11 protein-coding genes and 1 riboswitch are annotated in these 14,985 nt (G+C 72.4%); of the genes, 5 read left to right on the plus strand and 6 right to left on the minus strand.

Annotated elements, in window-relative coordinates; translation table 11 throughout:
* Positions 1-26: 26 nt before the first annotated feature.
* Positions 27-2,288: a penicillin-binding protein 1C gene (gene pbpC / locus AC2H6A_RS05330; protein WP_484272105.1), complete on the plus strand. Its 2,262-nt coding sequence runs from the start codon at positions 27-29 to the stop codon at positions 2,286-2,288.
* Complete coding sequence (locus tag AC2H6A_RS05335; protein WP_484272106.1) at positions 2,285-3,304, plus strand: Bug family tripartite tricarboxylate transporter substrate binding protein; 1,020 nt, start codon at positions 2,285-2,287, stop codon at positions 3,302-3,304. Before pbpC ends, AC2H6A_RS05335 begins: the two co-directional genes overlap by 4 nt.
* A 45-nt stretch (positions 3,305-3,349) precedes the next feature.
* Here AC2H6A_RS05335 and AC2H6A_RS05340 read toward each other — a convergent pair whose 3' ends face one another.
* Together AC2H6A_RS05340 and AC2H6A_RS05345 are read right to left on the minus strand one after the other, a co-directional pair.
* Positions 3,350-4,411, minus strand: coding sequence for a phosphotransferase family protein (locus AC2H6A_RS05340; RefSeq protein ID WP_484272107.1), 1,062 nt, complete (start codon positions 4,409-4,411; stop codon positions 3,350-3,352).
* Positions 4,412-4,416: 5 nt separating this feature from the next.
* Positions 4,417-5,433, minus strand: coding sequence for a phosphotransferase family protein (locus AC2H6A_RS05345; protein WP_484272108.1), 1,017 nt, complete (start codon positions 5,431-5,433; stop codon positions 4,417-4,419).
* Between the two features lie 115 nt (positions 5,434-5,548).
* Between AC2H6A_RS05345 and AC2H6A_RS05350 the strand changes: the two genes are divergently transcribed.
* Positions 5,549-6,811 (plus strand): acyl-CoA dehydrogenase family protein, encoded by a 1,263-nt coding sequence (locus AC2H6A_RS05350; RefSeq protein ID WP_484272109.1) that lies wholly within the window; start codon positions 5,549-5,551, stop codon positions 6,809-6,811.
* 57 nt (positions 6,812-6,868) lie between these two features.
* On the opposite strand, the gene AC2H6A_RS05355 is transcribed toward AC2H6A_RS05350, so the two are convergent.
* Both AC2H6A_RS05355 and AC2H6A_RS05360 read right to left on the minus strand, forming a co-directional pair.
* Positions 6,869-7,300 (minus strand): DUF6285 domain-containing protein, encoded by a 432-nt coding sequence (locus AC2H6A_RS05355; protein ID WP_484272110.1) that lies wholly within the window; start codon positions 7,298-7,300, stop codon positions 6,869-6,871.
* 15 nt (positions 7,301-7,315) lie between these two features.
* Complete coding sequence (locus AC2H6A_RS05360; RefSeq protein ID WP_484272111.1) at positions 7,316-8,776, minus strand: M20 family metallopeptidase; 1,461 nt, start codon at positions 8,774-8,776, stop codon at positions 7,316-7,318.
* Positions 8,777-8,964: 188 nt separating this feature from the next.
* Here AC2H6A_RS05360 and AC2H6A_RS05365 point away from each other — a divergent pair, with 188 nt between their 5' ends.
* Positions 8,965-10,614, plus strand: a complete 1,650-nt coding sequence (locus AC2H6A_RS05365; RefSeq protein ID WP_484272112.1) for a choice-of-anchor I family protein — start codon at positions 8,965-8,967, stop codon at positions 10,612-10,614.
* Between the two features lie 49 nt (positions 10,615-10,663).
* Here AC2H6A_RS05365 and AC2H6A_RS05370 read toward each other — a convergent pair whose 3' ends face one another.
* Positions 10,664-12,883, minus strand: a complete 2,220-nt coding sequence (locus tag AC2H6A_RS05370) for a TonB-dependent siderophore receptor (protein ID WP_484272113.1) — start codon at positions 12,881-12,883, stop codon at positions 10,664-10,666.
* A gap of 74 nt (positions 12,884-12,957) precedes the next feature.
* Positions 12,958-13,087: riboswitch (TPP riboswitch) on the minus strand.
* Positions 13,076-13,630 carry an AAA family ATPase gene (locus AC2H6A_RS05375; protein WP_484272114.1) on the minus strand — a complete coding sequence of 185 codons (555 nt, stop codon included), beginning with the start codon at positions 13,628-13,630 and terminating at the stop codon, positions 13,076-13,078. It overlaps the preceding riboswitch by 12 nt.
* Positions 13,631-13,676: 46 nt before the next feature.
* Here AC2H6A_RS05375 and AC2H6A_RS05380 point away from each other — a divergent pair.
* On the plus strand, positions 13,677-14,985 hold a 1,309-nt coding region (locus tag AC2H6A_RS05380; RefSeq protein ID WP_484272115.1), incomplete at its 3' end, for an LTA synthase family protein.

A 14,985-nucleotide genomic window follows, 5' to 3' on the forward strand; every position in this document is an offset into this window, starting at 1 on the left:
GGCGAAGGGCCGGCCGGCGCATCGGGATGGCCGCGGCTGGCGTCTGCATGGCCAGCCTGCGCGGCCGGGCCGTGGTCGCGCTCATGCCGCGGACGGCCCTGCTTGCGCTCGCCGCGATCCTGATTGCCCCGGCCCCGGCCGCGGCGGCCCTGCCCGGCTTCGCCGAGGTGAAGGCCGGCTGGCGCAGCTCCGAGGCATGGCTGCTCGACCGCCACGGCGAGCCGCTGCAGCGGCTGCGTCTGGACAACCGGGTGCGGCGCCTGGCCTGGGTACCGCTGGCCGAGATCTCGCCGGCGCTGCAGCGCTCGCTGCTGCTCTCCGAGGACCGACGCTTCCTCGAGCACAGCGGCATCGACTGGCGGGCGGTCGGCTCGGCCCTGGGCGAGGCCGCGGGCGGGGGGCCCTTGCGCGGGGCCAGCACCATCAGCATGCAGCTTGCCGGCCTCATCGCCGGCACGGCCGGCCAGGGCCGCCGCGGCCTGATCGACAAGCTCGACCAGGCCGCCGGCGCGCTCGCGCTCGAGCGCCACTGGACCAAGCCGCAGATCCTCGAGGCCTACCTCAACCTGCTGCCGCTGCGTGGCGAAGCGGTGGGTGTGGGCGCGGCCGCGGAGCAGCTCTTCGGCAAGCTGCCGATCGGGCTCGATGCCGCGGAAGGCGCGCTGCTGGCTGCACTCGCGCGCGGGCCCAATGCCCCGCCACCGCGGGTGGCGCAGCGGGCCTGTCTGCTGCTGCGCGAACAGGGCCTGCAGGGCCTGTGCGGCGGGCTCGAGGGCCGGGCGCAGACGGTGCTCAGCCGCGCCGCCGGCGGCGCGCCGGCCGGCGAGGACCTCGCACCGCAGCTCGCGCCGCATCTCGCCCGCCAGCTGCTGAACGAGCCGGGCCAGCGGCTGCGCAGCACCCTCGATGCCGAGCTGCAGCGCCTTGCCCGCGAGGCGCTGCGCCGGCACCTGCGCGAGCTCGCCGACCGGGGTGCCACCGACGGCGCCGTGGTGGTGCTCGACAACGCCAGCGGCGAGGTGCTGGCCTGGGTGGGCTCCTCCGGTCCGATGTCGGCCGCGTCCGAGGTCGATGCCGTGCTCGCCCCCCGCCAGGCGGGCTCCACCCTCAAGCCCTTCCTTTACGGACTGGCGATCGACGAACGCCGGCTCACCGCCGCGTCCTGGCTGGAGGACCGCGCAGCCGACCTGCCCACCGAGGCCGGGCTTTACCTGCCACAGAACCACGACCGGCAGTTTCGCGGCTGGGTGAGTCTGCGGGTGGCGCTGGCCTCGTCGCTGAACCTGCCGGCGGTGCGGGTGGCCGGCATGGTCACCCCCGACGCCATGGCCCGCACGCTGCGCCGACTGGGCATGGTCTCGGTGGACAAGCCCGGTGACCACTACGGCCCATCGCTCGCCCTGGGCTCGGCCGATGTCAGCCTGATCGAACTGGCCAATGCCTACCGGGGGCTCGCCAACGGTGGACGCGCCACGGCACCGGTCGTGCGGCTGCAGGGACCGCAGCCCGCGCGGCTGACGGCGCTCGCCGGGGGACGCGGCCTGGGCGAATCGGCCGCCTTCATCATCACCGACATCCTCGCCGACCGCGACGCGCGCGCCGCGAGCTTCGGCTGGGACAGCCCGCTGGTCACCCGCCAGTGGAGCGCCGTCAAGACCGGCACCAGCAAGGACATGCGCGACAGCTGGTGCCTGGGCTTCTCGCGGCAGCACACCGTGGGCGTCTGGGTGGGCAATGCCGCCGGCGAGCCGATGCGTCAGGTGACCGGCGTGCGGGGTGCCGCCCCGGTGTGGGCCGAGCTGATGGCCCATCTGCAGCGCAGCGCGGGCTCACGCCCGCCGCCGGCGCCGCCGGGCCTGGTCCGGCAGACGGTGAGCTTCGAGCCGCCCAGGGAGCCACCGCGCAGCGAGTACTTCCTGCGCGGCACCGAGCAGCAGGTCATCCGGCTGGCGGGTGCGTCCAACCGCGCCGGGATCGCCTATCCGCCCGACCAGACCCGGATCGCGCTCGACCCGGACATCCCGCCCGACAACCAGCGGGTGCTGCTGCGCGCCCAGCCCGGGCCGCAGGCTGGCACGGCGCGCTGGCTGGTCAACGGCCGCGAGCTCGGTCGCGGCCCGCAGCTGGCGTGGTTTCCGCAGCCTGGCACCCATCGCATTGCGCTGCGTACGGCCGATGGTAGCCTGCTCGACGAGGTCGGTATCGATGTGCGCGGCGCGCGGCGCATCGGCACGACACCCCCTTGCCTGTCCCCTTCCCCCTGCCCGCCTGGAGTCCGTCCGCCATGACCTCGATCCCCGAACTCTGTCCGAGCGCGGTGCGCCGCCGCCACTTCACCCGGTCGGCTGCAGGTCTGCTCGCGGCGAGCGCCCTGCCCGGCGTGCGTGCGCAGTCCGACTGGCCGCGCGCGCCGATGCGGCTGATCGTGCCCTACGCACCGGGCGGCGTCACTGACCTGCTGATGCGCCTGCTCGCCCGCCACGCGGCCGAGCGGCTGGGTCAGCCGATGCCGGTGGAGAACAGGGCCGGCTCCGGTGGCGTGGTGGGCACCGCCGCGGTGGCGCGGGCCGCGCCCGACGGACTGACCATCGGTGCAGCCGGCAGCTCGGCGCTGATCGCCACCCCGATGCTCAACCCGCAGATTCCCTTCAGCGTGGCGAACGACCTCGCCTTCGTGAGCCTGTCGGCGGTGGTGCCGATGGTGCTCGCCGTCAATGCCGCGGTGCCGGTCAACACGCTCGCCGAGCTGCTGCGCCACATGAAGGCGCAGCGCGGTCGCCTGAGCTACGGCTCGACCGCGGTCGGGCACTACGGTCATGTCGCGCTGATGGCGATGAGCGACGCGCAGGACGCGGCGATGGTGCATGCGCCCTACAAGGGCGAGAGCCCGCTGGTGCAGGACCTGGTGAGCGGGCAGATCCAGCTGGCCTTCCTGGCGCCCTCCACGGTGCGGCCGATGGTCGAGAGCGGCAAGGTCCGGCTGCTCGCCTGCTCGGGCCTGAAGCGGCTGCGCCCGCTGCCGGCGGTGCCCACGCTGATCGAGCAGGGGCTGGATGCGCCGGTGTTCCGCATGAATCCGGGCTGGCTGGGCATCATCGCGCCGGCGCGCACGCCCGCGCCGGTGCTGCAGCGGCTGTCGGGCGAGTTCGCGGCCGTGGTGCGCCAGCCCGAGGTGAGCGACCAGATCGTGCAGTGGGGCATGGAGCCGGTGGGCAGCACCGCCGAGGCCTTCGCCGCCACCTACGAGGCCGAGCGGCCGGTGTGGCGAGAGCTGCTCACCCGGGCCGGGCTGGAGGTGCGCTGAGGCCCGGGCGGCGGGCAGGGCGCGGGCCCGGACCCGGCAGCCGCCTCAGGACACCAGCTGCCAGGCGAGCTCGGCGCGCTGCGCGGCCAGCGCGCCGCGCGCCAGCGACTGCGGCGAGGCGGCGGTGCCGTCGAGGGCGCGCCGGTACACGCCCTGCAGGATCGCCGCCAGCTTGAAGAGATTGAACGCGATGTAGAAGGCCCAGTCGGCCGGCGGCTCGCGGCCGACCCGCTCGCAGTAAGCCGCGACATAGGCGGCCTCGTCGGGCATGCCCAGCGCACCGAGATCGTGGCCCACCAGGCCCGAAGGCGGCTCGGCGAGATGCCAGGCCAGGCAGTTGAAGGCGAGGTCGCACAGCGGGTGGCCGATCGTCCAGAGCTCCCAGTCGAGCACCGCCGCGACCCGCGGCTCGCGGGGATGCACCACCAGGTTCGCGAGCTTGTAGTCGCCGTGGGTGATCACCAGCGGGCCGTCCTCGGGCAGGTGCCGGGGCAGCCACGCGATCAGCCGCTCCATCGCCGCGATCTCCCCGGTCTGCGCCGCCCGGTACTGGCGAGTCCAGCGCTCCACCTGCCGGGCCAGGAAGGGGCCGGGCCGCTCGAAGCCGGCCAGCCCGAGCGCGCGGTGATCGAGCGTGTGCAGACGGGCGAGCGCCGCGTTCATCGCATCGAACACCGCGCCGCGCTCTGCCGGGGTCAGACCGGGCAGGGTCGGATCGGTGAAGATCCGGCCTTCGACATGGCTCATCAGGTAGAAGGCCTCGCCGAGCACCGGGTTGCCGTCGGGGCGGCTCAGCACCGGCGCCGGCACCGGCACGCCCGAGCCGGCCAGCGCGCCCAGAATGCCGTACTCGCGATCCACCTGGTGCGCCGAGGGCAGCAGCACGCCCGCGGGCTTCTTGCGCAGCACCAGGCGGCCAGGCGCGCCGTCGCGTCGCGCGAAGGCCAGCAGGTAGGTGGGATTGGAGAAGCCGCCCGGAAAGCGCGAGGCCTCGAGCGCCCCGGCATAGTCGGGCAGCGTGTCGGCGAGCAGGCGATCGAGCGCGGGCAGGTCGAGCCGGTCGCGCTCGGACAGGGGCTGGGTCTGGGGCATGGCGGAGGCGCTCATACGATTCAGGCCTCGCGGCCTTCGATCAGGTCGAGAATGTCCCAGGCCGGCTCGGCGAAGCGCCGGCCCACCGCCGCGAACTCCAGCCGCCGACGAGCCTGGTGGCGGAAGCTGCGGGCGCGGCGCACGCAGCCCAGCGCCCAGCGCACCGAGCCCATCACCTCCCAGAAGCGCACCGCCTCGGGATCGACCGGCTGGCCGCTGGCTGCCTGATAGGCCGCGAACAGCTCGGCCCGCTGACCGAAGCCGCCCACCGGCCCGGCACCCCCGAAACGCCAGGTGCGCATGCACAGGTAGCCGAGGTCTTCCATGGGATCGCCGAGATGGGCGACCTCCCAGTCGAGCACCGCGCGCAGGCCCTCGGGGCCGACGATGAAGTTGCCGGTGCGGAAGTCGCCGTGCACCACCGCCAGACGCGGGCTGCGCGGCCGGCGCTCGCGACCCCAGCGCAGCGCGAGTTCGATGACCGGCAACGGCCGGCCCACGCCATCGAGCACGCGCTGGTAGAGGGCCAGGGTCTCGTCGGCGCCGAGGCGACCCAGGAAGGGCAGTTGCGCCGGCGCCATGGCGTGCACCGCCGCCAGCGCGCGCGCGCACTGCCCGGTGAGCGCGGCGCGGGCTTGCGTCAGGCCGGCGTCGCGCACGATCCGCGGGCCGAGGGTCTCGCCCTCGACCCGGGCGGTGATCGCGCCGGGGCCGATCAGGTCGTCGGCCTGCAGCAGCGCATGCACCCGCGGCACAGGCACGCCGGCCTCGCCGGCGACGGTCATGGCGGCGAACTCCTGCGCGCCCGAGAGCATCGGCAGCCAGTCGTCCTCGGTGTCGGGCTCGAGGGCGGCGGCCTCGGCCGAGCGCTGCAGCACGAAGCCGCGCCAGTCGCCATCGATCAGCGCCTCGAACGCCCAGGTGGCCTTGTTGGCGCCGGCGGTGAGCGCGCGCAGCCCGCGCACCGGGGCCTGCGCGCCGAGATGGCGCGCGGCGAGCGCATCAACGGACCTGCTCAGTTCCACGGGGTCGGACATCGGCGCCTTGAAGCGAAAGCCCTTGGGTATGCTGGGCCATGCCCGGATCCTCACACAGCCGCGAGGCGCCGGCCCACCGGGCACCGGTGCTCGCGCGGCGCGGCCAGGAGCCATGATGGATTTCGAAATACCCGCAGCAACCCGGGCGCGGCTCGCGGAACTCGATGCCTTCATCGCCCGCGAGATCGTGCCGCTGGAGCAGGCCCACCCCGAGTTCTTCGACCATCGCCGCGAATACGCCCGCACCGACTGGGAACGCGGCGGCGTGCCGCGCGACGAGTTCGAGGAACTGGTGCGCGAGATGAAGCGCCGCGCCGACCGCGCCGGCTTCCTGCGCCTGGGCCTGCCGCGCGACCTCGGCGGCGAGGCGGCTTCGAACCTCGAGGTGGTGATCATCCGCGAGCACCTGTCAGCGCGCGGCCTGGGCCTGCATGGCAACCTGCCCGACGAGTCCTCGCTGGTGCCGAGCATGCCGATGGTGCACATCCTGCATGCCTACGGCACGCCGGCGCAGAAGGCGCAGTACCTGAACGGTCTGGTCACCGGCGAGCACTACATCGCCTTCGCGCTCACCGAGCCCGAGCATGGCAGCGATGCCACCTGGATGGAGTCCACCGCCGTGCGCGAGGGCGACCACTGGGTGATCAACGGGGTCAAGCGCTTCAACAGCGGGGTGCACAAGGCCACCGCCGACCTGGTCTTCGCCCGCACCTCGGGCAAGCAGGGCGACGCCGACGGCATCACCGCCTTCATCGTGCCCATGGACGCGCCGGGCGTGAAGATCGAGTACTACCACTGGACCTTCAACATGCCGAGCGATCACGCCGAGGTGAGCTTCACCAATGTGCGCGTGCCGGCCGACTGCATCCTCAACCGCGAGGGCCAGGGCCTGGTGCTGGCCCAGCACTTCGTGCACCAGAACCGCATCCGCCAGGCCGCGCAAAGCGCAGGGGTGGCGCGCTACTGCATCGCCGAGTCGGTGCGCTATGCCAGCGAGCGGCGCAGCTTCGGCAAGCCGATCGCGCAGCATCAGGCCATCCAGTTCCCGCTGGCCGAGATGCATGCCGAGTGCGAGATGGTGCGCCACTATGTGTTCCGCACCGCCTGGGAGATGGACCGCCAGCCGCACGAGGCGGTCAGCGATCAGGTGGCCATCGCCAACTACCGCGCCAACCGGCTGGCCTGCAATGCCGCCGACCTCGCCATCCAGGTGCACGGCGGCATCGGCTACACCCGCACCAAGGCCTTCGAGCACTTCTTCCGCCACCACCGGCGTTACCGCATCACCGAGGGCTCCGACGAGGTGCAGATCCGCAAGATCGCGGCCTATCTGTTCGGCTTCGCGGGGCCGCGCAAGCGGGCGCGCAAGGCGCGCTGAGACCCGCTCAGGCGCCAGCAGCCGCTGCGCGCTCAGGCGCCGGCAGCCGCGGCGTGCTCAGGCGCCGGGCGGCAGCCAGCGCGGGTTGTCGATGCGCAGGGCGTCGCCAAGGCCCTCGCGCAGATGGGCGAGCAGGGCCGGGGAATCGGCCGGCACGCGGCCGTCGCGGATGCGCCGGCACAGCTCGGCGGCAAGCTCGTCCACCGAGGCAACGGCGCCCGGCGTGGCCGGGTCAGCCACAGGGGCCGCCTCGGCCACCGAGGCGGCATCGCCAGGCATCGGGCCGGCAAGCAGGCGCAGCAGGCCTTCGCGCTCACGGGCCAGCGCGGGCGCGCCAAGGCTCTGCTCCCGCGCGAGGATCTCGAGCAGGCGGTCGATCATGCGCAGCCGGAACTGCTCGGGCGCGGGCAGCAGCGGCGCGATCTCGGCCGACAGCACCTCGCGCACCACCGTGAAGAGATCCTGCGCCGAGGGCTGGCTGGCCGGCATGGCTCGGCTCCGGGCTCAGCGCACGCCGGCCACCACGCGGGCCACCGCCTCGGTGAGCCGCTTGGCATAGCCGATCTCGAGGAACTCGTTGGGGCCGTGCGCGTTGCTCTGCGGCCCGAGCACGCCGGTGATCAGGAACTGCGCCTGCGGGAAGACCTCGCCGAGCATGTTCATGAACGGAATGGTGCCGCCCTCGCCGATCCAGGCGGGCTCGCGGCCGAAGACCGACTGCGAGGCCTCCTGCAGCAGGCCGCGCAGCCAGGGCGCGGTCTCGGGGGCGTTCCAGCCGGTGGCGCCCCAGTCGGCCTTGAAGGTGACCCGCGCCTGGTAGGGCGGATTGCTCTCGAGGGCCTGCTTCATGGCCCGCGTGGCCCGTTCGCCATCGACGGTGGGCGGCAGCCGCATCGACAGCTTCAGCGAGGTCTTGGGCCGCAGCACATTGCCGGCGGCATCGAGCGAGGGCAGGCCGGCCGCGCCGGTGACCGACAGCGCCGGCCGCCAGGTGCGCGCGAGGATGGCCTGCACCGGATCGGTGGTGGTGGGCATGGCATGGGCGTGCTTGTCGTGCGCGGCCGGGTCGGCGCCCGGCTCGTGCGAGCAGCCCACCCAGGGGAAGTGCTTCCAGACCGCGTCACCCAGGATGGCGCCGGCGGCCTGGGCCTGGGCCAGGCGCTCGGCCGGGATCTCGGCATGCAGCTCGGGCAGCAGCACCTCGCCGGTGGCGGCGTTGTCGATGCGGTTGAGCAGCTGCCGCGCGATGCGAAACGACGAGGGCACCAGCCCGCTCGCCATGCCGGAGTGCACGCCCTCGGTGAGCACCTCGACGGTCAGCACGCCGCCCACCAGACCGCGCAGCGAGCTGGTCACCCAGAGCTGGTCGTAGTTGCCGCAGCCGGAGTCGAGACCGGCCACCAGCTTGACCTGGCCCATGCGCGGCGCCAGCAGCTTCAGGTAGGCCGGCAGGTCGGGGCTGCCGCTCTCCTCGCAGGTCTCGATCAGGCCCACGCAGCGCGGCCGCGGCAGCTTCTGGGCGTCGATCGCCTGCACGATGGTGAGCGCGGCGTAGACCGCATAGCCGTCGTCGGCCGCGCCGCGGCCGTAGAGCCGGCCGTTCTCGATCACCGGCGACCAGGGGCCCAGGCCCTCGCGCCAGCCGACCATCTCGGGCTGCTTGTCGAGGTGCCCGTAGAAGAGCACCGAGCTGTCGTTGCCCAGACCGCCGGTGGCCGGGATGTCGAAGAACAGGCAGGGCGTGAGCCCGTCGATGCTGACGATCTCCATCGTCATGCCCGCGATCGGCTGGGCCCGGCACCAGTCGCGCGCCGACTCGATCACCGCCTTCAGGTGGCCGTGCGCGGCCCAGCTCGGATCGAAGCCCGGCGACTTGGCGGGCACGCGGACATAGTCGACCAGCCGCGGCAGCAGGTCGTCATCCCACTTGCGCGCGGTGAATGAGCGGAGTTCGGCGAGGTCCATGGAAGCTCCTGATCAGGCGGCTTGAATGGCCGACTTTTACCACAGCCGGCAGGGGCAGATCGTGGCTCGCCGGCGAGCATGGAAGGCAGGGCAGGCCTCCTGTCATCGCAAGGTCATCGAACGGTCACCGGTTCGTCATGGCAGTCACCGATCCTCGCCGCGTCATCACCCTTTGCGAGGCACACCCCATGAACGATTCGTCGCGCCGGCCGCCGCGAGCCCTTTTCGACTGCCTTCGCGGCATTGCCGTGCTGCTGCTCCCGGTGTTCCTGCTCTCGTGCGGAGAGGCCGGCCCGGAAACGCCCACGCCCGTCTCGCTCACGATGGAGAAGATCGGCGGATTCGACGGCGCGGCGGTCGGCGCGGCCGAAATCACCGCCTATGACGCGGCCAGCAAGCGCCTGTTCGTGGTCAATGGCGCCAACGGGAGCGTGGATGTGCTCGACCTGAGCAACCCCGCAGCGCCGGCCAAGGTGGGCTCGATCAGCGTCACCGCGCTGGGCGGTTCGGTGAACAGCGTGGCGGTGCACGACGGCCTGGTTGCCCTGGCCATCGAGGCCTCGCCCAAGACCAGCCCGGGCAAGGTGGCCTTCTACAACGCGGCCACCCTGCAGCTGCGGCACAGCGTCACCGTGGGCGCCTTGCCCGACATGGTGGTCTTCACGCCCGACGGCAGCCATCTGCTGGTGGCCAACGAAGGCGAACCGAACAGCTACGGCCAGGCCGACTCGGTCGACCCGGAAGGCTCGGTGAGCATCATCCGGGTCAACCGGGAAGGCACGCCCGAGGTGATGACCGCCGACTTCAAGGCCTGGAACAGCCGTGTCGATGAACTTCGCGCGGCCGGGGTTCGCATCTACGGCCCCAACGCCACCGTGGCCCAGGACCTCGAGCCGGAATACATCACGGTGAGCGCCGATGGCCGCACCGCCTGGGTGACGCTGCAGGAGAACAATGCGATCGCCACCGTCGACATCCTCAACGCGCGAATCACCGACATCCGCGCCCTGGGCTACAAGGACCACAGTCTCGCCGGCATGGGCCTCGATGCATCCGACGAGGATGGCGGCACGAACACCAACAGCGGCACGCCGGCGGTCAGGATCGCCACACAACCGGTGCGCGGCCTGTATCTGCCTGATGGCATCGCGAGCTTCTCGCACAGCGGTCAGACCTGGCTGATCACCGCCAACGAGGGCGACGCCCGCGCCGACTGGCCCGGCTTCAACGAGGAGACCCGGGTGCGCGCGCACTGCGACAAGGGCCTTGACCCGACGGTGTTCAGCAACGCCGCCAACCAGATCCTCGACTCGAATCTCGGACGCCTGCGCATCACCACCACGCCCAATGGCGGCTCCACCGGCAGGAATGCGGCCGGGCAGTGCACCGAGCTCTACGCCTTCGGCGCCCGATCGTTCTCGATCTGGAGCACCGACATCAAGCGCGTGCACGATTCCGGTGACGATCTCGAGCAGCGCACCAAAGCGCTGCCCAGCGTGAAGTTCAACGCCAGCAACGACAACGACACGCTGGACAGCCGCAGCCCGAACAAGGGCCCGGAACCCGAGGGCGTGGTCGTCGCGCGCTTCGGCAACCGGTTCCTGGCCTTCGTGGGCCTCGAGCGCGTGGGCGGGGTGATGGTCTACGATGTGAGCAATCCGGCAGCGGTGAGCTTCGTCACCTACCTGAACACCCGCACCGGGGCCACCGGTGATCGCGGACCGGAAGGCCTGCTGCTGATCCCTGCGGCTCAGTCACCCAACGGCAAGCCGCTGCTGGTGGTGGGCAACGAGACCAGCGGCACCACGGCGATCTTCCAGCTGAACTTCAGCTACTGATCGGGCTGACCCACGGTGTCCCCGCAGCCGGGGGCACCGTTGTGCCAGATCAGAAACCGATCTGCACCGAGGCCCGGAAGGTTCTCGGATAGGCCGGAAACAGGTAGGTGCCGCCCCAGTACTGGGTGGGCGCCTCGCGCCAGTAGCGCTTGTCGAGCACATTGTCGATGCCCACCCGCCACAGGAAGCTGCGGCCATCGGCGCGCAGGCGCCAGTTCAGCGCGGTGTCCCACTGTGCGTAACCCGGGATGGACACCGTGTTGTCGCGGGTGACTGCCTTGCGCCCCGACAGCGCCAGCCGGTTGATCCACTGCAGGCCATCCACGCCGGGCACCTGCCAGGCCGCCAGCACGCTGGCCGCAGCCGGGGCGACATTGGTGGGTCGCTTGCCGGCCTCGGTGGCATCGGGCGAGCGCGTGATCTCGGCATCGAGCAGCGTGGCCTGGGCCTGCAGCCACAGCGAGCGCAGCGGCCGGCCTGACCAGGCGAGCTCGACGCCACGATGCCGCGCCTCGCGGGCGCCCGCCTCGCGGCTGGACGTGCCGCTGGCATCGGGCAGGTCGCCCGAGAAGGGCTTGACGATCTCGAACAGGGCCACGCTGAACAGCCCGCCCGAGGGCAGCACCTGCTTGAAGCCCGCCTCGGCCTGGCGGCTGCGCAGCGCCGGCAGCACCGCGCCGGCATTGCTGAAGAGCGAGGGCCGGTTGGGAACCGCCTCGGACTCCACGCCGGTGCCGGCCGACACATAGGCCATGCCGCCGGTCCAGGGTTGCCAGCCGATCGCGCCCCAGCCGGTGGTGAGCGACTGGTCATAACTCAGCGCACGGCTGCCGTCGGTGCGCTGGCTGCCGCGCGAGAGCTCGCTGTGCCTTGCGCCGCCCCACACCGACCAGCCACCCGGCAGGCGCATCGCGTCGGCCACCCAGAACTCGCGCGACCGGCTGTCGCGGAGGGTGTTCAGATCGCCGGGCACCGGGTCGGCGGGCAGCACCACCGGCGTGTGGATGTTGCTGGTGCCGACCCAGTTGTAGGCCTGCCGCGGCTGGTAGCGTTCGCTGTACTCGGCGTCGAGCAGACCGAGGGTGAGCTCATGGCGGATCGCGCCGGTGACCGCCTTGCCGCGCAGCACCGCCTCGCTGTTGCGGTTGACCCGGCGTTCGCCGTCGCTGCGGTAGTCGTAGATGTCGACATCGCCGTTGCCGCACAGGCCGGGATAGACATAGACGGGGCCGCTGCTGCAGCCATCGGGGAAGGCCAGCCGGTCGTTGGTGCGGATCTCCTGCCAGGCATGGCGCAGCGCGAGTTGCCAGTTGTCGGAGAGCGCCTTGCGCCAGGCGATCGAGGCCGCGCTGGCCCGGCTCTCGAAGGGCTGCGACCAGGGCTGGTTGTTGAGGTTGCGACGCGGGTCGATCAGCCCCGGCAGGGTCTCGGCCACGCCGTCGCCGTTGCGGTCGAGCAGGCCGTAGCCGGGCACGCTCACCTGCGAGTACCGGTGCTGCTCGCCCTCGATCTCGAGCACCGAGCGATCGGGCAGGCGCAGGTCGAGGAAGACGCTGGCAAAGCGCCGGTTGCCGGGCGCGTCGCGCACCTCGAGGCGGCGCTCTTCGGCCGACACGTTGACCCGGTAACCCAGCACCTCGCCGGGGCCGGCACGGCCGCCGAGGTCGGCGTGCAGCAGCGCCGAGCCGCGCTCGGAGAGGCCGAAGAACACCTCGCGCAGCGGCGCCGCGGTGGGTCGCTTGAGCACCTGGTTGAGGAGGCCGCCCGGCGCACTGGTGCCGGCCTGGATGCCCGAGGTGCCGCGCAGGATCTCGATCGCATCCTTGTTCTCGAAGGCCATCGGCGTGTGGTTGGACACCGGCAGGCCCTCGCGCCGGTAGTTCTGCGCGTTGTCGAGCAGGAAGCCTCGCACCTGCAGCGACTCGATGTAGCCGATGGCGTTGTAGGCATCGCCCACCGAGGGTTCGCCGCGGATGGCGCCCGACAGGCCGCCGGCGCCGACATCGCGCAGGGTGCCGGCCCGGATCACGCTGATCGACATCGGGGTCTCGGCCAGCGGTGCGCTGGACAGGCCACCCACGGTGGCGGTCTCGGTAGCCGGCGGGAAGGGCCGGGCGAGGACGCGGACCTCGGGGAGCACCGCAGGCGCGGCAGCCCCGGATTGCGCAGCAGCAAGCGGCGTCCAGGCGCTCAGGGCCAGCGCGCAGGCGAGCGCCAGCGGACGGCGGCGCGGGGCCGGGAACGGGTGGGCATGAAACGGTGTGGCCATCGGTGACTCCTCGCGGAACGATGGCAGGCGAGCGGGGCGGATCGAACGAGGGCGCACCGGAAAGCGGCGCCTCGGCCAAGGCCTCCACGCTTCCCTGCGCAAGCATTAACTCGATCAGGTTCCAAGGGTTTTTCTCACCCGTCCGATGACTCGGACCGCAGCCGGCTGCTGCCGCGGTTTTGTGCGGGACCCCTAGCGTGAAACCCGATTGTAATCCTCGGCGCAGGCCCGTGCCAGGCGAAGCCCCTGGTCCAGGCGCGGGCCCGGAGGTCCGGCAAGGCGGTGGTGAGGGATCTGCGCACGCACCAGCGTGCAGCGCAGCCGGGCGTCGAAATCAGCGCGCGCCTGCGGGCCGTCGCGCTGCGCGCCGTCGGGCTCCCAGGGCACCTCCAGGCCGGTGACCAGGGTGAGGGCGTAGCGCTGGTGGTGCCGCAGCGCGGCTGGGGTCAGTCCGGGGTCGACAAACAGCTGTTCGCTGTAGAGCGCGGTGGCCATGGGCGCGGAATCGGCCAGCACCCAGCCCAGACCCTGCGCTGCGGCCCGGGCGATGGCCGCCTCCTCGCGGGCGATCTGCTCGGCCAGCAGGGTGGGCTGCTCATGGGAGCGCGGCGGGCGGCCGTGGCGCGAGACGAAGTCGCGCAGCGCCTCGGGCACCCACAGCCCGGGCAGCGCCTGCGCAAGCGCCCGGCACAGCGTGGACTTGCCGGTGCACTCGGCGCCGAGCAGGGCGATGACAAGGACCGGCATCCCGCCGTTTATACCGCAGCACGCCGGCGATGCGGTCTAATGCGCCATGCCCGACACCCTGCCCGCATGGCGGCGCGCACTGCGGCCCGTGGCCGCGCTGCTCCTTCTCAACGCGATGCTGAGCTTCACCAACTGGTGGCCCACGCCCGCGGTGCGGCCCGACCACCGGATGGCGCCGGAGTTCGTCTGGACCTGGGTCATCGTCCTCGGGCTGACCGCCTGGCGCGGCGGCGTCGGCCGCGGCGCGCTGGCCGTGATCGGCGTCGTCTACACCGGGCTGGTGATCAGCCGCTATGGCGATGTGACCGTCCCCGCCCTGTTCGGCCGCCCGATCAACCTCTACTGGGACGGCGCGCAACTGCCGCGGGTGATCCGGGTGTTCACGCAGGAGCAGCCCTGGTGGCTGAGCGCGGCGGTGCTGCTCGGCTCGGCCGGGCTGCTCTGGGCCCTGTGGCGCGTGATCCACGGCGCGCTCGGCGTGATGGCCCGCGAGGCCGCGCCCTGGGCGCTGCGCCGCCGCGGCGCACTGCTGGCCACCCTGGCCGCAGCGCTGCTGGTCATCGCCAACCATGCCGGCGTGCAGGCCACCTGGCCGGTGGTGTCCAAGCCGGTCACACCCACCTACTGGCGGCAGGCCCGGCTGCTGCTGGCCGCCGTCTCGCCCGCGCACCAGGCCGCGCTGCTGCCGGCGCGCAGCCCGGTCGACGAGGCGATGGACCTGCCGCCCGGCCAGGCGCTGGCCGCGCTGCGCGGCCGCGATGTCTATCTGATGATGCTCGAGTCGGTCGGTGAGGTGGTGCATACCGACCCGCGCGCCCGCCCGGTGCTCGCGCCGCTGCGCGAGCGCTTCACCGCCGAGATCGCGGCAGGCGGCCGGCAGGTGGTGTCGGCCTGGTTCCGCTCGCCCACCTTCGGCGGCGGCTCCGACCTCGCCCAGCTAGGGGTGCTCTCGGGCCTCGACCTGAGCGACCCGATGCGTCACGATGTGCTGCTCACCACCACCCGCCCGACGCTGATCAGCCTGTTCGGCGCCCATGGCTATCGCACCTTCGGCGTGTATGCCTCACTCAGCTGGGAGTGGCCCGAGCGCGCGTTCTTCAACTACCAGGTGTTCATCGACGGCCCGGCGCTGGGCTGGCGCGGGCCGCCGCTGGGCTTCTGGCATGTGCCCGACCAGTTCGCCGCAGCCCGTTTCGAACAGATGCATCCGCGCGGGCCCGATGCCCCGCCGCGCTTCGTGTTCATGCCCACGATGAACACGCACCTGCCCTTCAGCCCGGTGCCCCCCTTCCAGCCCGACTGGGAGCGGCTGCTCGGGCCCGACCCTTATCCCGAGGCCGACGCCCGCCGCGCGC

The organism is Quisquiliibacterium sp., assembly GCF_982640115.1.